This window comes from Enterobacter cloacae complex sp. S2 (assembly GCF_015159675.1).
GTDB lineage: Bacteria > Pseudomonadota > Gammaproteobacteria > Enterobacterales > Enterobacteriaceae > Enterobacter > Enterobacter intestinihominis.
Genome location: NZ_JADDTS010000004.1, coordinates 61,736 through 81,685, shown reverse-complemented (window position 1 = coordinate 81,685; position 19,950 = coordinate 61,736). Strand labels below are relative to the sequence as shown.

Sequence of the window (19,950 nt, the reverse complement as noted above, 5' to 3'; positions counted from 1 at the left end):
GACCTTCCCCTTATCTGGCGTTCTTTGGGCTGACATAGAGCACGCCCAGAGCGCAAATCAATGCGCCAATAACGACGCTCGCCAGGTAGCCCGCTACATTAGTCGCCAGCGGCCAGCCCCAGACGGCTGGCAGAGGCAGCGTCTGCTTCACGCCAAGGGTAATAGCGACCAGCGCGCCGGCGACGGCACCGGTCATGAACACCGGGATAAGACGTGGGTTTTTCAGGATGAACGGGATCGCGCCTTCGGAGATCCCAATCACGCCCAGCAACAACGAGGTGCTACCGACGGTTTTCTCCTCCTGGCTAAAGACATCCGGTAATCCAAAGCGACCGTTGAGGAACGCAGCAAAGCCGACGCCGATGGAGGGGATCACGATGGAGAGTTCACGGGCGGTTAAATCAAACGTCTCGCTCATGCCATTCAGGCCGAGCGCGACCGAGCCTGCCGCCTTGTTGACCGGACCGCCCAGGTCGAACGCGGTACCTGCGGCGATCATCGCGGAATAGAACCCGCGTCCTGTGTCACCTGCCGAGGTAAAAAAGACCACCATCAGCTGGTTAAGCGAGCCAAAAATCGGGTTGATCAAATATTCCATGACCATCACCAGCGTAATGCCGGTGATGAGTGGGACGACAAGCATGGTTTTAATGGTGGTGAGCTGCTGATGGACGTGAATCGAATCATTGAGCCAGCGCACCAGATAGCCCACAAAAAAGCCGATACCAATGGCACCAAAAAAGCCGGATGGCATAAAGCCTTCGATATCAAAGAAGCGCTTATAGACTTCGTCTGACATGATGCCGCCGATAAGCCCGGGGATAAGCGCGGGTTTACCAGCAATGGAAAACGCCAGATACATCGCAAAAACGGGATACATGAACTTAATGGTCATAAAGCCCACTTTATCCAGCACGCTGAACGGCGAATGTTCGATGTTAATAAACTGCCCGGTAATTTTGGCCGTCGCCATCATCAGCCCGCCCATCACCACGACCGGCAGCATATAGCTGATGGCCGCCATAATATGGCCAATAAAAATCTGGTAAGCCGAACGCTGGAGATCGTCTTCTTGTGCGACAGTGGTGACGTTTTTTTCCATGGCCAGCGCCCGACGCAGATAGCGATCGGTATGTTTGATCAGCTCTTGTGTGCGGGTTTGAAGGTGAGGAAGGTTTTCAAAACGCTCGGCATCCTGAATGGGAACGTCAGTTGCCAGAATAATGGCCGTGGCGGAGGCGATATCCTGTTTTGTTAAGCGGTTTTGAACGCCATCGCTGCCCTGCGTTTCGACCTTTACCTCAATATTGTGCTCGTTAGCCCATGCAATAATTTTATTTGCCGCCATAAAGGTGTGTGCGATGCCTGTTGGACAGGCTGTTACCGCGACAACTTTTTGTTTCGTCATTGTCATAATTCCCTGAATGTGAAAACAGGGGAAGTATAAAGAGAACCTAAAACAGTTTTTAATGTTTGCTAATACTAATTACGTATCGTGATACGCGTAAATGCAATGTGTGAAGCGCCTTCCAGAGACTATTTCTCTGTTGTGTTAATATCATGTTGGGATTAAACGGGGCGTAATAGATGAATTCATTCCAGGGAAGTGAGCGTTTGATATTTGAATACATTCAGCATCATGCATATAATATTTCTAATATATCGGCAAAAGAGATTGCCCGTGACACCTTTACCACGACAACATCCGTTAATCGTGTATGTAAAAAAATGGGCTATAAAAGCTATACCGAGCTTCGGTACCGTTTTTTACGCGACCATTTTACGCCTGCACCTGCCGCCCCCGACATGGGGTCACAGGCGGATGATATTGTGACAGAAATGGCCAGGTTGCTTACGCATTCCAGCCATATCTATCTGTACGCACGGGGAGCCTCGCTCACCAGCCTCAACTACCTGTCGCGCTTTTTGTCGCTGGCGAGCCTGCCGCACCTTATTTTGAATGACATGCACCAGCTGACGCGGGTATCGAAGGGGACGCTGGTGTTGATCAGTAAATCCGGGGAGACGCAGTCGCTGATTGAAATGGCGCGTAACGCGCTGCGCAAAGGGTTGAAGATTATTGCGATTACCCGTCAGGGGTCGACATTGGTGTCGATCTCAACGCTATGCTGGCCGTTACCAATCGACATTAACGCAGTGTCTTTGTATCAGCGGGAAGGTCAGCTTGAACTGTTGAGTGCCGTGGACCGTATCGGCTGCAGGCTGCTACAGCACGATACGGTGTAGTCAGGCCGTCAGAGCTGCTTAACTATTCCCAGACGTACGGCATAATCATTTTCATGGTTGCCGTCATCGTTGATATAGGTTTTATCCAGCGATACAAGCTCGACGTAAGGCGTCCAGCCGTCGTCGAGCTTGTAGTTGAATGCGACGGTATGCTCCCAGTAGGTGTCATCCCCGGTTCCCTGATCGACGTTATCCTGCCAGCGGAAGCGCGGGTTGTAGGACATACCGAATTTGCCGATGTTATACGCGAACCAAATGTCGAACTGGTGTGACTGGCGGCGGGTATAACCGCTGCCGTCGAGTTCTTTATCGCTGTGCGCGTCATTGACGGTGTTATAGCGGTAGCGGGCGGAGAGATTCAGACCGTTATCGAATGCTTTCCAGCCCTGAATAAAAGGGCGGTAATGCGTATTGCTGGTGGTGAAGACGATTACCATCCCTGGCGCAACGGCGAAACCATTTCCCAGATCAAAACGCCAGCGCGTTTCGATTTCCTGTGCCGCTTCCGTTAGCCCTTTGTCGTCGGGATTATATCTGTCGGTATCACCAAAAAACGTATCGTTATGGTTTTGTGCGGCTTCAACGGAAAAGTAAAAACCGTTATTCGCCTGATGCATGACCTTAATACGTGAATCATTTACATCTGAGCGTGTATTATGACCAAAGCGAAGATCGACGGACGTATTTCCGCACCATCCCTGCGTGCTCAATAATAATACGCTAATACACGTTGCTTTAATAATTGTCTTTTTCATAATATCCTGCCGAGGTTATTTAATTGGCAGGCTATTTTTATTTTGAGTGCGCCATATTGTAAAAGTTATCGTCGTACATTTAGCGTATCGCTAAACATAAAAAAAGAGATACAGCATGCTGTATCTCCTGAGGTTTATTCCTGTACCCACCAGATAGCTTCAAACGGGCGCAATAGCAACGTATCGGGTCGGAAGGGAACCTCTTCATAGTTGCTGAGTGCCACCTGCCATGCTCGCTCTGCGGGGGCGGGCTGCCACTGCTGGCGCTCGTGGCTCAGGTTCGCCACCACCATCAGCGTTTGCCCCTGCCACTGACGGCGATAGCACCACAGGGAAGGGTGGTCAGGCAGGAGATCCTCATAATCCCCCCACGTCAGCACCGGCAGGGTTTTGCGCAGGCGAATCAGCGACTGATAGGTGTAAAACACCGAATCGGGGTCGTCCAGCGCCGCGCGGGCGTTCACGGTTTCGTAGTTTTCGCAGACACCAATCCACGGTTCGCCCCCGGTAAAGCCCGCATTGTGCGAGGCGTCCCACTGCATCGGCGTGCGCCCATTATCACGTGACTTACTCGCCAGAATCGCCAGCAGTTCATCCGTATCGCGGCCGTTCGCCCGCTGTTCGGCGAACATATTCAGGCTTTCTACGTCGCGGTAGTCGGTGATACGGCTGAAATGCGGGTTGGTCATGCCCAGCTCTTCACCCTGATAGATATACGGCGTGCCCTGCATCCCGTGCAGCACCATGCCGAGCATTTTCGCCGCCGCCACGCGGTGTTCCCCTTCGTCACCAAAGCGTGACACGATGCGCGGCTGGTCATGGTTACACCAGAACAGCGCGTTCCAGGCTTTGTTGTGCATCCCCTGCTGCCAGTGGCGGAAAAGGGTTTTCAGCGCCACAAAATCCGGCTTCGCAAGCGTCCACTTTTCGCCGCCGGGGTAGTCGACCTTCAGATGATGGAAGTTAAAGGTCATCGACAGCTCGCGCCCGTCGAGCGACGCATACTGCTGACAGTTCTCCAGCGAGGTGGAGGACATCTCGCCCACCGTCATCAGGTTGCGCGGCGTAAAGACATCCCGGCTCATCTCCTGGAGATATTCGTGGATGCGCGGCCCGTCAGTGTAGAAACGGCGACCGTCGCCGATGGTGTCGTCCGGGAAATCCTGATCTTTTGAAATCAGGTTAATGACGTCCAGACGCAAGCCGTCCACGCCGCGATCGGCCCAAAACTCGCACACTTTTTTCAGCTCGGCGCGCACCGCCGGGTTTTCCCAGTTGAGATCCGCCTGCTCCGGCGCGAACAGATGCAGATAATACTGCTCGCTTTCGGCATGCCAGCGCCAGGCGTTGCCGCCAAACTTGGAGCGCCAGTTGTTGGGAAGCGCGTCCGGCGTACCGTCGCGCCAGATATAGAACTCACGGTACGGACTCGCTTTATCCAGCGACTCACGGAACCAGGCGTGCTGCGTGGACGTGTGGTTAAAGACCATATCCAGCACAATGCGGATGCCACGTTCATGCGCCCGGGCAACCAGCTCGTCAAAGTCGTCCAGCGTGCCGTAGGTCGGGTCGATGGCAGTGTAGTTCGCCACGTCGTAACCGTTATCCACCTGCGGCGAGATATAAAACGGCGTCAGCCAGATGGCGTCAATGCCAAGGGTTTTCAGGTAGTCAAGGCGCTGCGTTACGCCGCGCAGATCGCCGGTGCCGCTGCCGGTGGTATCCTGAAAACTCTTTGGGTAAATCTGATAGATAACGCCGTTCTGCCACCAGTGAGGAAGGGTATTCATAGTACGTTCCTGCAAATGCGAAGGGGCGCAACTGCGCCCCGAAAAAGGGAATTAAACAATCTGCAACGTGCCCTGACGGAACTTACGCTGGTAAACCACGGTAGTCAGCGCCATTGGGATGATAATCGCCACCGCCATCGCCAGCGCAAATACCTGCCAGAATGAAGGCTGAATGGAGAGGATACCCGGCAGGCCGCCGACGCCAATCCCGTTTGCCATTACGCCGTTCAGGCCGCACAGCAAGCCCGCCAGACCGGAGCCGATCATCGCGCAGAGCATCGGGAAGCGATATTTCAGGTTGATACCGTACATCGCCGGTTCAGTGACGCCGAGGTAAGCGGAGATAGCAGCCGGAACGGAGATCTCACGCTCGTTGTGCTTACGGCTGACGATGATGATGCCGGTTACCGCCGAGGCCTGCGCAATGTTAGACAGGGCGATAATCGGCCAGACCGGCGTGCCGCCGAGGCTCTGGATCATCTGCATATCGATCGCCAGCGTGGTCTGGTGCACGCCGGTGATCACCAGCGGAGCGTACAGGAAGCCGAACAGTGCGGCGCCAATCGGTGCGAAGCTGCCGGTCATCAGGTGACGGACCGCGAAGGCCACGCCGTCGCCAATCATGCGGCCAAACGGACCGATAAAGGCATGCGCCAGGAACACCGCCAGGATCAGCGAGCAGACCGGGACCACCACCAGATAGAGATAGTCCGGCACGATGCGCTTCAGACGTGTCTCAATAAAGCCCAGCGCCAGACCCGCCAGCAATGCCGGGATAACCTGCGCCTGGTAGCCCACTTTGGCGATGGTAAACAGGCCGAAGTTCCACACCTCTGGCGTTTGCTGACCAAGTAAGTAAGCGTTCATTAACTGCGGAGAGACCAGCGTCACGCCGAGTACGATTCCGAGAATGGGCGTTCCGCCCATCTTGCGCACCGCTGACCAGCAGATCCCGACCGGCAGATAGAAGAAGATGGCTTCGCCAATCAGCCACAGGAAGTCATAGATGCTTTGCAGCGCCGGGTACATCTGCGCCAGGGTTTTGCCGTCGCTCATTGGCACATCGCCGATGACGTTACGGAAGCCCAGAATTAAGCCCCCGCTGATCAGCGCCGGCAGCAGTGGGAAGAAGATCTCCGCAAAATGGGAAATCAGCTGCTCATGCCATTTCATATTCTGGCGCGCTGCCTTCTTCGCCTGCTCTTTATCGGCGGAAGAGTGCCCGGTAGTCGCCAGCAGAGCCTGATAGTAATCGCCCACTTCGGTACCAATCACCACCTGGAACTGCCCGGCGTTGGTGAAGCAGCCTTTAACCATTTTCAACTCTTCAATGGCTTTCGGATTGGCTTTGGCCGGATCGTTCAGCACGAAGCGCAGGCGGGTAATGCAATGGCTGACGGTGGCGATGTTCTCGCGTCCGCCGACCAGGACGATCAGCTGATCGATATCGGCTTGTTTGACTTTACTCATCATGAAACCTCATGACAGATGGTGAAAGGGGTTATGACCTGTGCGCAAGCCTACTCCTTCAACGTGACGGCGAAAATGGGAACGTTCCCGAAATCGGGCGAAGATCACAATAATCCATTCAAAAAAATTATGAGAGGCGGGCTGGAATAACGATCTGACGGGGCTCGGTACGCCCGGTAATTTGCTCGATCAGCTGCGCGGCAGCCTGCCGGCCAGACTCGGCATAACCCGGGTCAACGCTGATAATCTCCGGGTGTAAGAACTTCATCAGCGGCGTGCTTCCCACGCTCGCTAACTGCAGCTCCCCGATGCGTTGTTCCTGCAAATATTTGCTCGCACCCAATGCAAGGGTATCCGTGGCGCACACCAGGGCGGTGGTTTGTGCAGTCAGCACGCTGGCGACCTGCTCATATCCCTGTTTCATACCCAGTCCAGGCAGCGCGGCCACGGCGGGGAGATTGTTTTTTTTACAAAACGCCAGGTACGCTTCATGGCGACGCTTGCCGGTGGTGATGTCGGCATGCGGCACGCCGAGATAGCTGATATGCCGATGGCCCTGCTCATACAGGCGCTGCATCAGGATCACGATTGCCCCTTCGTCATCGTAACAGACAGAGGCAAACCCGCTGGCGTCGCGCGCCAGCAGCACCAGAGACGGCTGCCAGGGTTTAAGCATGTCCTCTTTAAGGCCGGTAAACCCGAACAGCACTACGCCATCAATGTTGCGGCGCTGAAGCATACCGAGATGCTCCTCCACCATTTGCGCGGAAAACTTACTCTCCATCATGATCGGATCGTAGCCCTGCTCGTAGAACGCGGGCAGCATCGTCTGTACGGCGAGGTTTTCGGAGAGGGAATCCAGACGCGAGACAATAATGGCGACCACTTTATCGCTCTGCCCGCGCATGGCGCGCGCGGAGCGGGAAGGGGAAAAACCGTGCTGATTCATCACCGCCTCGACGCGCTCGCGTGTGCGCTCGCTGACACCGCTTTCGTTGTTAAGCACGCGTGAGACGGTCGATTTCCCCACGCCGCTTAAACGCGCGATGTCTTTAATCGTAAGGCGGTTCTGCATGCTGTATTCCCTGTAACAACGATAAAATAATCAGTTGAGCCTAATGCTATCCTGCGAATTCGCTATGGGCAAAGTCTGGTTTACGTGCGGTTTATTTACGAGGGGGTATCATACCGCCCGAATAGTCACAAAAGGTATGGTTAAATCCTTATACTGCGCGACGACATCCCATTTTTAACTTACCGGAGGCCACATGGATCCCGATCCCACACCTCTCCTGACCAGGAGAAAACCTTCTTTCCGGTAAGCCAGCCTTTTGCTGTCTCACCGGCGTGAGGCAGCAACGTTCATACGTTCCTGCTTGATAAATTAAGTGCCTGACAGGTACGGCTCTGCCACGCCTGCGGGAAAACTGCGTCCGCCTTTCCGGATGCGGGGGAATGACTATGCTGAAAAATATCACCCGGCAGCTGTTCGCGCAGCTGAGCCGCCACCTGCCACATCGCCTGATTGCGCGCGATCCGCTGCCAAATGCCAGCACCCTGGCGGGCGCGGAAATCCCCGCTTCCCTGACCGAGCGCTGCCTGAACGTGGCGGCGATGGATGAAAGCGAAGTCTGGCGCGCCTTTGGCGGCCACCCGGAAGGGCTGAACGCGCAAGAAGTGTCAAAAATCCGCGAGGAACATGGCGATAACCAGATCCCGGCGCAAAAACCCTCTCCATGGTGGGTCCACCTGTGGCTCTGCTACCGCAATCCGTTCAACCTGCTGCTGACGGTGCTCGGGATTATCTCTTACGCCACTGAAGATCTGTTTGCCGCAGGCGTAATTGCCCTGATGGTGGGGATCTCCACGCTGCTTAACTTTATTCAGGAAGCGCGCTCCACCAAAGCGGCGGATGCGCTGAAAGCGATGGTCAGCAATACTGCCACCGTGTCGCGCGTGATTAATGACCTCGGCGAAAACGCCTGGATTGAACTGCCCATTGACCAGCTGGTGCCGGGCGATCTGGTGAAGCTGGCGGCGGGGGACATGATCCCGGCGGATTTACGCATCATCCAGGCGCGGGATCTGTTCGTCGCGCAGGCGTCACTCACCGGTGAATCCCTGCCCGTAGAGAAGGTGGCGAGGACCCGCGATCCGCAGCAGATGAACCCGCTGGAATGCGACACCCTGTGCTTTATGGGCACCACGGTGGTCAGCGGCACGGCGCAGGCCATTGTCACCGCTACCGGCGGCAACACCTGGTTTGGGCAGCTTGCCGGACGCGTCAGCGAGCAGGAGAGCGAGCCGAACGCATTCCAGAAAGGCATTGGCCGCGTCAGCATGCTGCTGATCCGCTTTATGATGGTCATGACGCCGATTGTCCTGCTGATCAACGGCTACACCAAAGGTGACTGGTGGGAAGCGGCGCTGTTCGCCCTCTCCGTGGCTGTCGGCTTAACGCCGGAAATGCTGCCGATGATTGTCACCTCCACGCTGGCGCGCGGGGCGGTCAAACTCTCTAAACAAAAGGTGATCGTCAAACACCTCGATGCCATCCAGAACTTTGGCGCGATGGATATTCTTTGCACCGATAAAACCGGCACCCTGACCCAGGACAAAATCGTGCTGGAGAACCACACCGATATCGCCGGAAAGACCAGCGAACGGGTGCTGTACAGCGCGTGGCTGAACAGTCACTACCAGACAGGGCTGAAAAACCTGCTCGACGTGGCGGTGCTGGAAGGTGTGGATGAAGAGTCTGCCCTCATGCTCTCCGGCCGCTGGCAGAAGGTGGACGAAATTCCGTTCGACTTTGAACGGCGCCGCATGTCGGTGGTGGTCAGCGAGCAGCCGGACGTACATCAGCTGATCTGCAAAGGGGCATTGCAGGAGATCCTGAATGTTTCCACGCAGGTGCGTCATAACGGCGAGATCGTGCCGCTGGATGAGACCATGCTGCGCCGCATCAAACGCGTCACCGATAACCTGAACCGTCAGGGGCTGCGCGTGGTGGCGGTAGCAAGCAAGTTCCTGCCCGCGCGGGAAGGGGACTACCAGCGTATCGATGAATCCGATTTGATCCTCGAGGGTTACATCGCATTCCTCGATCCGCCGAAAGAGACCACCGCGCCGGCGCTGAAAGCACTGAAAGCGAGCGGGATCACCGTCAAAATCCTGACCGGCGACAGCGAGCTGGTGGCGGCCAAAGTGTGCCACGAAGTGGGCCTGGACGCGGGCGACGTCGTGGTGGGGAGCGACATTGAGCACCTGTCCGACGATGAGCTGGCCGAGCTTGCCCTGCGCACCACGCTGTTTGCCCGCCTGACGCCGATGCATAAAGAACGCATCGTCACTCTGCTGCGTCGTGAAGGGCACGTGGTGGGCTTTATGGGCGACGGCATCAACGATGCGCCAGCCCTGCGTGCGGCGGATATCGGTATCTCCGTGGACGGCGCGGTGGATATCGCCCGCGAGGCGGCAGATATCATTCTGCTGGAAAAGAGCCTGATGGTGCTGGAGGAGGGCGTCATCGAAGGGCGTCGCACCTTCGCCAATATGCTCAAATACATCAAAATGACCGCCAGCTCCAACTTCGGTAACGTCTTCAGCGTGCTGGTGGCGAGCGCCTTCCTGCCGTTCCTGCCGATGCTGCCGCTGCACCTGCTGATCCAGAACCTGATGTACGATGTCTCTCAGGTCGCCATCCCGTTTGATAACGTGGACGACGAGCAGATCCAGAAGCCGCAGCGCTGGAACCCCGCCGATCTGGGGCGCTTTATGCTGTTCTTTGGGCCGATCAGCTCCATCTTTGACATTCTGACCTTCTGCCTGATGTGGTTTGTGTTCCACGCCAATACCCCGGAACACCAGACGCTGTTCCAGTCCGGCTGGTTCGTGGTGGGGCTGCTGTCCCAGACCCTGATTGTGCATATGATCCGCACCCGCCGCATTCCGTTTATCCAGAGCCGTGCCGCATGGCCGCTGATCGTGATGACGGGCATTGTGATGGCGCTCGGGATCGCGCTGCCGTTCTCGCCGCTTGCAAGTTACCTGCAACTTCAGGCGCTGCCGCTGAGCTACTTCCCGTGGCTGGTGGCGATCCTCGCGGGTTACATGGTGCTGACGCAGATGGTCAAAGGGTTCTATAGCCGTCGGTATGGATGGCAGTAACGGCAAGCCCGGTGGCGCTGCGCTTACCGGGTCTACGATCCGAACGTAGGCCGGGTAAGGCGAAGCCGCCACCGGGCAGCTGGCTTTCCTCCCAAATTCAACAACCTGTGATCTCCGTCGGCGCATTCGCTTGACGACAATTTGAGCGCATGTTAACAGAATGTTTTGCCTTTATTTGGCCCGTCTGATAAGGAACATTCATGTTACGGTACAGTCTCTTAACCGCCGGGCTTATGCTCGGCGCCTCCGCCTTTGCCGCCCCGGCAGGCGACCTTCCCTTAATGCCCTGGCCTGCGAAGGTTGAACGCCCGACCACGCAGGGTGCGCTGGTGCTTAACAATCAACTCACCGTGAGCGTCAGCGGCGACGATCTGGGGGATGCGGTCAACCGCCTGCGCCAGCGCATCGCCCTGCAAACCGGCTGGACGCTACAGCCGCAGGCCGAAAAACCTGACAAGCCAACCATCCGTATTTCCATCGCTAAAAAAGTGAAGCCGCAGCCGCTGCCGGACAGCGATGAGAGCTATAAACTCACGGTGGACGCCAACGGCGTAAATATCTCCGCCAACACCCGCTTCGGCGCGCTGCGCGCCATGGAAACCTTGCTCCAGCTGATGCAGAACGGTGCCGAAAACACCTCGATTCCGTGGGTTAGCATTGAAGATTCGCCGCGCTTCCCGTGGCGCGGGCTGCTGCTCGATTCAGCGCGCCATTTCATCCCGTTACCCGATATCAAACGCCAGATCGACGGCATGGCCGCGGCTAAGCTCAACGTCCTGCACTGGCATTTGACGGACGATCAGGGCTGGCGCTTTACCTCGAAGCGTTATCCAAAATTAACCCAGCTTGCCAGCGATGGGCTGTTCTACACCCCGGAGCAGATGCGCGAGATTGTGCGTTACGCTGCCGAGCGCGGCATACGCGTGGTGCCGGAAATTGATATGCCGGGCCACGCCTCGGCGATTGCCGTCGCCTACCCGGAGCTGATGAGCGCGCCGGGGCCGTACGCCATGGAGCGCCACTGGGGCGTGCTTAAGCCAGTGCTGGATCCCACCAAAGAGGCGACCTATACCTTTGCCGACGCGATGGTCAGCGAACTGGCGGCGATCTTCCCGGATCCGTATCTGCATATTGGCGGCGATGAGGTTGACGACAGCCAGTGGAAAGCGAACGCTGCGATCCAGAGATTCATGCGCGACAACAAACTGGCGGACAGCCATGCGTTGCAGGCGTATTTCAACCGCAAGCTGGAGACGATCCTTGAGAAGCACCACCGGCAGATGGTTGGCTGGGATGAGATCTACCATCCCGATCTGCCGAAAAGCATTCTGATCCAGTCCTGGCAGGGACAGGACGCGCTGGGGCAGGTGGCGCAGAACGGCTATAAGGGCATTCTCTCTACCGGTTTCTACCTCGATCAGCCGCAATCCACCGCCTACCACTACCGCAATGAAATTGTGCCGCAGGGGTTGAACGGCGTGGATGTGATAGCAGACACCGACAGCGTCCAGAGCTGGGCTTTCTCCATGCCGCGTCTGAAAGGCAAGCCGGTGGAAGGCAGCTTTACGCTGGTGAAAGGCGATGCTGGCTGGCGCGGATTCATTGATTTTGCCGGGAAATCGCGTCGGGCGGTGGATAACATTCAGTGGCGGGACGACAATCAGGTAACGTTTACCGTTGATACCTGGATGGGTGAAACGCGTCCGGTCGTTTCTGTTGAGAACGATAAGCTCAGCGGCTATTTCCTGGTGGGTAACGCCCGCTACCCGATTAGCGGCACGCGTCTGGACGAGGTGCCGAAAGGCGTTCCGCCGGTGGTGCCGGACCCGGCGAACGAGGCCAATCTGCTCGGCGGTGAAGCCGCGCTGTGGGCGGAAAACGTAGTCGCGCCAGTACTGGATATCCGTCTGTGGCCGCGCGCCTTTGCGGTGGCGGAGCGGCTTTGGTCGGCGAAGGACGTCAACGACATCGACAACATGTATACCCGGCTCCAGGCGATGGACAGCTGGTCCACGGTATCGGTTGGGCTACAGCAGCATACCCAGCAGCAGGTACAGTTCACGCGCCTCGCTAACAATGCGGATACCTTGCCGCTGCAAATCCTCGCCCAGGCGCTTGAACCGGCGCAGTATTACACCCGTCAGCATCTTAAGTTCCAGGCTGGAAACTATCATCAGTTTGAGCCGCTCAACCGGCTCGCTGACGCGCTAAACGCGGAAAGTGCGACCGTGCGTCAGATGAATAAATGGGCTGACCGTCTGGTGAGCGATGCGGAAGACACGGAGAGCGCCGACGCGCTGCGCCACGTCTTTAACCGCTGGCAGAACAACACCAGCGACGTGCTGGCCTTGAGCGAAAACAGCTATCAGTTGAAGGCCATCAAACCGGTAATTCAGGAGGTGGACAAGCTGGCCTCGATTGGCCTGCGGCTGACGGATCTGGTGGCACGTCAGGGAACGCTGGATGATAAAGAGATCGCGTCGATCCAGAGCGAACTGGATAACGCGGCGAAAATCCAGGACGAAGTGGTGATTGCGGCGGTGTACCCGCTGGAAACGCTGCTGCGTGCGACGCAGAATCAGTAGAAAAAAATACCCCTCACCCCAACCCCTCTCCCCATAGGGGCGAGGGGCACTATCGGTACCCTCTCCCCTTTGGGGAGAGGGTTAGGGTGAGGGGTAAGGTTTTTCCACTCAGTTCTTCAACACCCACGCCTCTTTCCAGTGCGCGCCAACGCCAGGCTCAAACTGGTTTGCGGTTGGGCTGTACTGCACGCAGTAGCCGCTGTACGGGAAAGGCTTACATTCGTAGGTCTTACCGTCTTTTGGCTGTAGTACCACGGTGCCTGCTTTGTACGAGGCGATATTCTCCGGGAAGGTAAAGTCGTGGTGGCCGGTGCTGTCCGCAGCCGCATCGCTTTCCAGCATCAGGTTCAGCACGTCCTGGGCGAACATCGTGCCGTCTTTATTGGTCGCGTAGTATTTCAGCATATGGTGTCCCGCCGTCACGTCAGTCAGCGTCATGGTCACGTCCTGATTGACGTTGTTCATGTCCTGCTTCAGGTAACCTTTTTCCGCACCGTGGTGGTTCATCACGTGCGCTTCAAAATTAACGTCACCCTGCGTGTTGACGTGGAAGGTGACGGTCGCGTTGCCATGTTCGATTTTGCTGTATTGCAGATCGGAAACGGCGATGGTCTCGCTCACCTGCGCTTTTTGCTCTTCATAGGAGATGGCAACGGATTTCAGCGTGCTGCCGTCTTTCACGAATACGCTGTTGGCGCCGTGAACCGGGCTGATGTCACCGGCTTCATCTTTCACACCGACGCGGACATCGCTCTGAGCGGTGTTGATCTTTTGCGCCAGATCGTAAGACCACTGGTTAGCGTCGCCTTGTTCAGCAGAGCCGATGGTCATTTCGGTACGCATGGCGGTCACTTCACCGTTGGCGTCGAAGAAGCGTGCGATAACCTTATCGCCCACGTTCAGGTTATTACCGGCAATCTGGCCGCTAAGGGTTTTGCTCCATTCGGAAACGATCGCAGGCGTTTCATCCGGGGTAACGTTGCCACCATTCCCGAAATCAACGTCAATGGCCTGATAAAAGCTATTTGAGGTGTCCGCAATTTCCCACACGCCGTAAATAACCTGGTACCCCGTACGCGCAGGAACATTGCAAGTCATAGATTTTGTTACGGCTGGTGCCTGACTATTTCCGTTGATCGTACAGAATGGAGTTAATTCAAATTGATCGCGAGTCAGCGGCTTATTTGGATCCCAATTTTGTTTGGTGATGTAATAGCGCCAGTTAGTGGTTTTATGCGGTGCAGTATGATGCCAGACGAACTCATGCGGGCCTGCTGTTATCGGGTTTTTGGTCCAGGCATTCAGGCTTTGCTTATCCAGCTGAGAATACTGGGAAATACCTGCACTGGCGAGCTGGCCGTCCGGCGGCATAGCGCCGGTCGGGAAACCGGAAGTTTTTTCCACGCTCTGCGGTTCATACTGTACAGCGCCGCAATCAATATTTTGGCCAAGCTTACACATATAGGCGCGGCTGGCTGGAGATTCAATATAGCCGTGAGCAAATGCCGACGATGCAACGGTCACTGTCGCGAGGGCAAGTGCAATTTTTGAAAGTTTCATTACTCATCCATTATTAGAGAATATTACCGGGTGGAGAAGCTTAATAATGGACGGTGCGATTTGTCATTTTATATGGAGAGTAAAAATAGTCGAAATAAAAAGGACAGCTAAGCTGCCCTTTCTTAATTGAATTGAATTAGCGACGTACGGCAATCGCTTCAATTTCAATTTTCACGTCTTTTGGCAGACGCGCCACTTCCACGCAAGAGCGAGCCGGGAAGGTCGCGTTGTGCTCGGTGAAGAACGCTTCGTAAGTGGCGTTAACGGTCGCGAAATCATTCAGATCTTTCACGAACACAGTGGTTTTGACGATATCGCCCACTTTCAGACCGGCAGATTCCACGATCGCCTGCACGTTTTCCAGCGACTGACGCGCCTGCGCCGCTACGTCGGCTGGCACTTCACCGGTTTTTGGGTTCACCGGGATCTGACCAGAAGTGATGATCATGCTGCCCAGATCAACGCCCTGAACGTATGGGCCGATAGCCGCTGGTGCATTTTCCGTCGCGAGTACTTTGCTCATTTTTTCTCCAGAATTACAGCGTTAAGAATGTTCCCGGCCATTATAACAGCCGGGATTTCATTACCAACCTCAATTAGTTGGCCAGCACCACATAATGAGAAAACTCTTTTTCGCAGTATTTGCATTTGAGTGCGATGTCATTGGCGCGTTTTTTCACTGCGAAACTGGAGGAAACCGGCTCAGCATGACTGATGCAGTTGCTGTTCGGGCAGACCAGCACGCTTTCGATGCGATCCGGCAGGCTTGGGCGGGATTTGCCCACCACGTCGTAATCGTCGATGCGGTTAACCGTGGCGTCCGGCGCGTACAGCGACAGCTGGTTAACCTGCTCGTCGGTCAGGAAGGTGTTCTCGATTTTGATCAGGTCTTTACGGCCCATTTCACCCGACGGCAGGTTCAGGCCGATGGTGATGCGCTGGTCGGTTTCGGTCAGTTTGAACAGCGTCAGCAGCTTAAAGCCCACCTGCGCAGGGATGTGGTCAATCACGGTGCCACGCTTGATGGCTTCAACCTGGAGTTTGTTATCGTGTGTCATGGTCGTCTCCCCTTACAGAGCTAATTCGCGATTCAGAACCAGTGCCAGTAACGCCTGGCGAGCGAAGATGCCGTTTCCGGCCTGCTGGAAGTACCAGGCGTGCGGCGTTTTGTCCACGTCTGTGGTGATCTCATCGATGCGCGGCAGCGGGTGCAGCACCTTCATATTGTCACGCGCGCCTTCAAGGTCGCTGGCGCGCAGCACGAACTGCGCCTTCACGTTGGCGTACTCGGACGGATCCAGACGCTCTTTCTGCACGCGGGTCATGTAGAGAATATCCACGTTGCCCATCACCTCTTCGATACTGGCGTGCAGGCTCCACGCGATGCCTTTCTCGTCCAGCATGTCGAGAATGTACTGCGGCATCGCCAGCGCGTCCGGCGCGATAAAGAAGAAGCGGTTGCCGTTAAATTTCGCCAGCGCCTGGGTCAGGGAGTGGACGGTGCGGCCATATTTCAGGTCGCCGACCATGGCGATGTTCAGGTTCTCAAGCGTGCCCTGCGTCTCCTGAATGGTGAACAGATCCAGCAGGGTCTGCGTCGGATGCTGGTTGGCGCCGTCACCGGCGTTCAGTACCGGAATGCCGCCGGAAAACTCGGTCGCCAGACGCGCCGCGCCCTCCTGCGGGTGGCGCATCACAATCGCGTCAACGTAGGTACTGATAACCGAAATGGTATCCGCCAGGGTCTCGCCTTTTTTGCCCAGCGACGTGTTGCTGCTGTCCGAGAAGCCCACCACGCTCGCGCCCAGACGGTGCATGGAGGTTTCGAAGGAGAGGCGGGTGCGGGTCGAGGCTTCGAAGAAGCAGCTTGCAATCACCTTGTGCTTCAACAGCTCCGGTTGCGGATTGGCCTTCAGTTTTGCCGCGGTTTCCAGAACCAGTTCCAGCTCTTCGCGGCTGAGGTCGTTTATGGAAATGATGTGTTTTTGATAAAGCGGATTCATGTTTATCTCCTGACGCCGGGCAAAAAAAAGCCCCTCAAATGAGGGGCTCTGGGAATAGGTTTAGCAACGGGAAGAAAAACGGCAGGCCAGCGTCTGATTTCAGACGCGGTAAGACGTTATGTCGTACACGCTTGACCATGCTTCCTCCCGGCAAATTGTCGGGCATTATACGCAGCTCGCTTTTGGGATCAAGCGATTTAATGCACGCTTTACTCAATGCAAACGGTTCTTTGTGAATATTAATGCGTTCTGAGTAAATAATTAATTTGCTTATGCACCAGCGCGGTGCGCTTCACTACGCGGGGCGCGACCCAGACAATACTGCTCCCGGCCACTACACCTAAAATTTCCGGTAACTGGTGATAATCCAGAATACGCGCCACCGCGCGGCCATATCCGGCGACGGTATGGATAAGGATAAATTCGCTGTTGTGCTCCACGCTCACCACCATTTCAGAGACCGTACGCGCCGCGTCGGGGGCCGGGCGAAGCTGGGGATTCAGCGAATAAATCTTTAGCCCTTTGGCATTGCGAATTTTTATGACACCAAGCAACTTGAGCAGACGTGAAACGGTGGACTGGCTGATGGTCTCAAAACCACGCTCCTGTAAGTCGCGGCGGATCTCTTCCTGGGAGAGATAGCTCTTTTCCGCGATCAGACGCTGGCAGACCGTTAGCTGTAGTTGCTCTTTGGGAGAGTACTCTTCGTAATCCATCATAGTTCCCATATCAGTTCCCGAAATAACCGGTGGCACCGCACCGATCCGTAGGCCGGATAAGCGCAGCGCCATCCGGCAAATCACAACAAAGCGCCCAGGCTTAACGCCACCATAATCACCACCGTTAAAATCCCCAGCAGCGGCGCGACCCATTTCAGATAACGCACGTAGGGCACGCGGGCGATAGCCAGCCCGCCCATCACGACGGCAGAGGTGGGAGTGATCAGGTTGACGATGCCGGACGCCGACTGGTAAGCCGTAACCACCAGGTCGCGGTTGACGTTAGCGAAATCGGCAAGGGGCGCCATGATCGGCATCGTCAGAACGGCCAGGCCGGACGAAGAAGGCACAAGAAACGACAGCACCACTTCCAGCCAGTACATCACGTTGATGAACGCCACCGTCGACAATCCGGTGACCATTCCCTCGGCGCTGTGCAAAATGGTGTGGGTAATCATGCCCTTATCCATGATCACTACGATACCGCGCGCGATGCCGATTATCAGCGCGACGCCCAGCAAATCTCGCGCGCCGTTGATAAAGGTTGAGGTCAGCTCCTCTTCGCTCATGCGGGCGATCAGCCCGACAATAATGGCACTGGCGAGGAACACCGCCGAAATCTCCGCCATCCACCAGCCCAGCACCGCCACGCCGTAGATCATCACCGCGAAGGCGAGGGCGAAGATCACCAGGATGAGTTTGCGCACCGGGGTAAATTCCAGCGACTGCTCGCCCTTGTTACCGAGAAAGTGGGCGCGATTTTCTTCCTGCTTATCCGCCACGATCGACAGCGACGGATCTTTGCGCACCTTGCGGGCGTAGCGCATTACCCACGCCACGCAGATGATCCAGCCGATCACCAGCAGCGCGATGCGTAGCATGATGCCGTTGGTGAAGGGGATCCCGGCGGCGTTGGCGGCGATCACCGTGGCGAACGGGTTGATGGTGGATCCGAGCGTGCCGATCCCCGCGCCGAGCAGCACGGTAGAAGCCGCAACCACCGGATCGAACCGCGCTGCCAGCATCACCGGCACAAGTAAGGTATAGAAGGGTAGCGACTCTTCGGCCATGCCGTAAATCGTGCCGCCGGCGGCAAACAGCGCCATCAGGATCGGGATCATCCACTCTTCGCGGCCGCGCAGTCGGGTGGTGACGCGCTCGATCCCGGCGTCTATCGCCCCGGTTTTAGTGACGATCCCGAGGAACCCCCCGATGATCAGAATAAACAGCGCCACGTCGATCGCCCCGGCCTGGCCGGACTCCGGATCGTACAGCCCGGCAATCGGCGCCATCAGCACGGAGACGAGCCCCTGCGGGTGCGCTGCCACGTGCGCGTAAGTGCCAGCAATCGGCACTTCTTTGCCGAGCGCCTCGTTCATCGCCATATGGTACTGCCCGGCCGGAACAATCCACGTCAGCACGGCAACCACGGCAATCAGAAAAAAGAGAATGGTATAAGCGGAGGGAAATTTGAACTTGCCCATGATGTTCTCCTGAACCCGGCGCACCCCGCGGCGCGCCGGGCGGTGATTAGTCGCCGAGTGTCGCCACCATGACCGCTTTAATGGTGTGCATGCGGTTCTCTGCTTCGTCGAAGACGATGGAGTTCGGGGATTCAAAGACCTCCTCCGTCACCTCCAGCCCCTTCAGGCCGTACGCCATCTCGATTTCGCGGCCCACTTTGGTATGTTCGTTGTGGAACGCCGGCAGGCAGTGCATGAACTTGACGTTCGGGTTACCGGTGGCCTTCATCACGTCCGCATTAATCTGATACGGCTTCATCAGGCTAACGCGCTCGGCCCACGCCTCCTTCGGCTCGCCCATTGAAACCCACACGTCGGTGTAGAGGAAATCGGTGCCCTGCACGCCTTCTTCCACATCGTCGGTGAGGGTGATGCGCGCGCCGGTCTCTTTGGCGATGGCGCGGCACTGCTCAACCAGCCCGGCCTCCGGCCAGAAGGATTTCGGCGCCACAAGGCGGATATCCATCCCCATTTTGGCCGCGCCGACCATCAGCGAATTACCCATGTTGTTGCGCGCGTCGCCGAGGTAAGCAAAGCTCAGCTCCGGCAGTGTTTTGCCCGGAGAGTGCTCCAGCATAGTCATCAGGTCGGCAAGGATTTGCGTGGGGTGGAACTCGTCGGTCAGGCCGTTCCACACCGGCACTCCCGCGTATTCGCCCAGCTCCTCAACGATGGCCTGGCCGTAGCCGCGATACTCGATGCCGTCATACATGCGGCCCAGCACGCGCGCGGTGTCCTTCATCGACTCTTTGTGGCCAATCTGCGAGCCGCTTGGGCCGAGGTAGGTGACCTGCGCGCCCTGGTCGAACGCGCCCACTTCAAAGGCGCAGCGGGTGCGGGTGGAGGTTTTTTCAAAGATCAGGGCGATGTTTTTCCCGACCAGGGTTTGCTTTTCGCGCCCGGCTTTTTTGGCCGCCTTCAGCTCGATGGCGAGGTCGATCAGGTACTGGATCTCCGCCGGGGTGTAGTCCAGCAGTTTCAGGAAGTTGCGGTTTTTCAGGTTGATGGTCATGGGTAAATCCTTTTTAAAATTAATGTCTAAGACCTTACCCCTCACCCCAGCCCTCTCCCCAAAGGGGAGAGGGTGTAATCGTCCCCTCTCCCCTTTGGGGAGAGGGTTAGCGTGAG

16 protein-coding genes and 1 pseudogene are annotated in these 19,950 nt (G+C 56.6%); 4 read left to right on the top strand and 13 right to left on the bottom strand.

What is annotated here, in order from left to right; genetic code table 11:
* Window positions 1–10: 10 nt before the first annotated feature.
* A complete protein-coding gene (locus IPZ49_RS03335) occupies window positions 11–1,408 on the bottom strand; it encodes a PTS fructose transporter subunit IIC (RefSeq protein ID WP_074134716.1) in 1,398 nt (465 codons plus the stop codon).
* Between the two features lie 179 nt (window positions 1,409–1,587).
* On the opposite strand from IPZ49_RS03335, the gene IPZ49_RS03330 reads away from it, so the two are divergent.
* The gene (locus tag IPZ49_RS03330; RefSeq protein ID WP_022646872.1) at window positions 1,588–2,247 is read left to right on the top strand and encodes a MurR/RpiR family transcriptional regulator; all 660 of its coding nucleotides are present in this window, start codon (window positions 1,588–1,590) and stop codon (window positions 2,245–2,247) included.
* Window positions 2,248–2,255: 8 nt separating this feature from the next.
* On the opposite strand, the gene IPZ49_RS03325 is transcribed toward IPZ49_RS03330, so the two are convergent.
* From IPZ49_RS03325 to treR, 4 genes are all read right to left on the bottom strand, one after another.
* Window positions 2,256–3,002, bottom strand: coding sequence for an oligogalacturonate-specific porin KdgM family protein (locus tag IPZ49_RS03325; RefSeq protein WP_063146634.1), 747 nt, complete (start codon window positions 3,000–3,002; stop codon window positions 2,256–2,258).
* Window positions 3,003–3,136: 134 nt separating this feature from the next.
* Entirely contained in the window at window positions 3,137–4,792 is a 1,656-nt protein-coding gene (gene treC / locus IPZ49_RS03320) for an alpha,alpha-phosphotrehalase (protein ID WP_063146633.1), read from the bottom strand.
* A gap of 51 nt (window positions 4,793–4,843) precedes the next feature.
* Window positions 4,844–6,262, bottom strand: a complete 1,419-nt coding sequence (gene treB / locus IPZ49_RS03315) for a PTS trehalose transporter subunit IIBC (RefSeq protein WP_022646875.1) — start codon at window positions 6,260–6,262, stop codon at window positions 4,844–4,846.
* A 127-nt stretch (window positions 6,263–6,389) separates the two neighbouring features.
* Window positions 6,390–7,337, bottom strand: a complete 948-nt coding sequence (gene treR, locus IPZ49_RS03310) for a trehalose operon repressor TreR (RefSeq protein WP_022646876.1) — start codon at window positions 7,335–7,337, stop codon at window positions 6,390–6,392.
* 386 nt (window positions 7,338–7,723) lie between these two features.
* Here treR and mgtA point away from each other — a divergent pair, with 386 nt between their 5' ends.
* Both mgtA and IPZ49_RS03300 read left to right on the top strand, forming a co-directional pair.
* Window positions 7,724–10,432: a magnesium-translocating P-type ATPase gene (mgtA, locus tag IPZ49_RS03305; protein ID WP_063146658.1), complete on the top strand. Its 2,709-nt coding sequence runs from the start codon at window positions 7,724–7,726 to the stop codon at window positions 10,430–10,432.
* 200 nt (window positions 10,433–10,632) lie between these two features.
* Window positions 10,633–13,017 (top strand): beta-N-acetylhexosaminidase, encoded by a 2,385-nt coding sequence (locus tag IPZ49_RS03300; RefSeq protein WP_063146632.1) that lies wholly within the window; start codon window positions 10,633–10,635, stop codon window positions 13,015–13,017.
* Between the two features lie 108 nt (window positions 13,018–13,125).
* Here IPZ49_RS03300 and gbpA read toward each other — a convergent pair whose 3' ends face one another.
* The 5 genes from gbpA to IPZ49_RS03275 all read right to left on the bottom strand — a co-directional run bounded on the left by gbpA (window position 13,126) and on the right by IPZ49_RS03275 (window position 16,719).
* On the bottom strand, window positions 13,126–14,577 hold the full coding sequence (gene gbpA, locus IPZ49_RS03295) for an N-acetylglucosamine-binding protein GbpA (RefSeq protein WP_048966074.1): 1,452 nt from the start codon (window positions 14,575–14,577) through the stop codon (window positions 13,126–13,128).
* A 136-nt stretch (window positions 14,578–14,713) separates the two neighbouring features.
* The gene (ridA, locus tag IPZ49_RS03290; protein ID WP_003863373.1) at window positions 14,714–15,100 is read right to left on the bottom strand and encodes a 2-iminobutanoate/2-iminopropanoate deaminase; all 387 of its coding nucleotides are present in this window, start codon (window positions 15,098–15,100) and stop codon (window positions 14,714–14,716) included.
* Window positions 15,101–15,173: 73 nt separating this feature from the next.
* The gene (gene pyrI, locus IPZ49_RS03285) at window positions 15,174–15,635 is read right to left on the bottom strand and encodes an aspartate carbamoyltransferase regulatory subunit (protein ID WP_003863370.1); all 462 of its coding nucleotides are present in this window, start codon (window positions 15,633–15,635) and stop codon (window positions 15,174–15,176) included.
* 12 nt (window positions 15,636–15,647) lie between these two features.
* Window positions 15,648–16,580 (bottom strand): aspartate carbamoyltransferase, encoded by a 933-nt coding sequence (pyrB, locus tag IPZ49_RS03280; protein WP_003863368.1) that lies wholly within the window; start codon window positions 16,578–16,580, stop codon window positions 15,648–15,650.
* 34 nt (window positions 16,581–16,614) lie between these two features.
* Window positions 16,615–16,719, bottom strand: coding sequence for a pyrBI operon leader peptide (locus IPZ49_RS03275; RefSeq protein ID WP_022646880.1), 105 nt, complete (start codon window positions 16,717–16,719; stop codon window positions 16,615–16,617).
* On the opposite strand from IPZ49_RS03275, the pseudogene IPZ49_RS03270 reads away from it, so the two are divergent.
* Window positions 16,699–16,816: pseudogene (locus tag IPZ49_RS03270) on the top strand (hypothetical protein). The gene IPZ49_RS03275 and the pseudogene IPZ49_RS03270 sit on opposite strands and share 21 nt — an antisense overlap.
* Before the next feature lie 3 nt (window positions 16,817–16,819).
* On the opposite strand, the gene IPZ49_RS03265 reads toward IPZ49_RS03270, so the two are convergent.
* From IPZ49_RS03265 to argF, 3 genes are all read right to left on the bottom strand, one after another.
* Complete coding sequence (locus IPZ49_RS03265; RefSeq protein ID WP_003863366.1) at window positions 16,820–17,299, bottom strand: arginine repressor; 480 nt, start codon at window positions 17,297–17,299, stop codon at window positions 16,820–16,822.
* An 80-nt stretch (window positions 17,300–17,379) separates the two neighbouring features.
* Entirely contained in the window at window positions 17,380–18,783 is a 1,404-nt protein-coding gene (locus IPZ49_RS03260; protein ID WP_046621045.1) for a YfcC family protein, read from the bottom strand.
* Between the two features lie 46 nt (window positions 18,784–18,829).
* Entirely contained in the window at window positions 18,830–19,834 is a 1,005-nt protein-coding gene (gene argF, locus IPZ49_RS03255; RefSeq protein ID WP_003863360.1) for an ornithine carbamoyltransferase, read from the bottom strand.
* Window positions 19,835–19,950 lie beyond the last annotated feature (116 nt).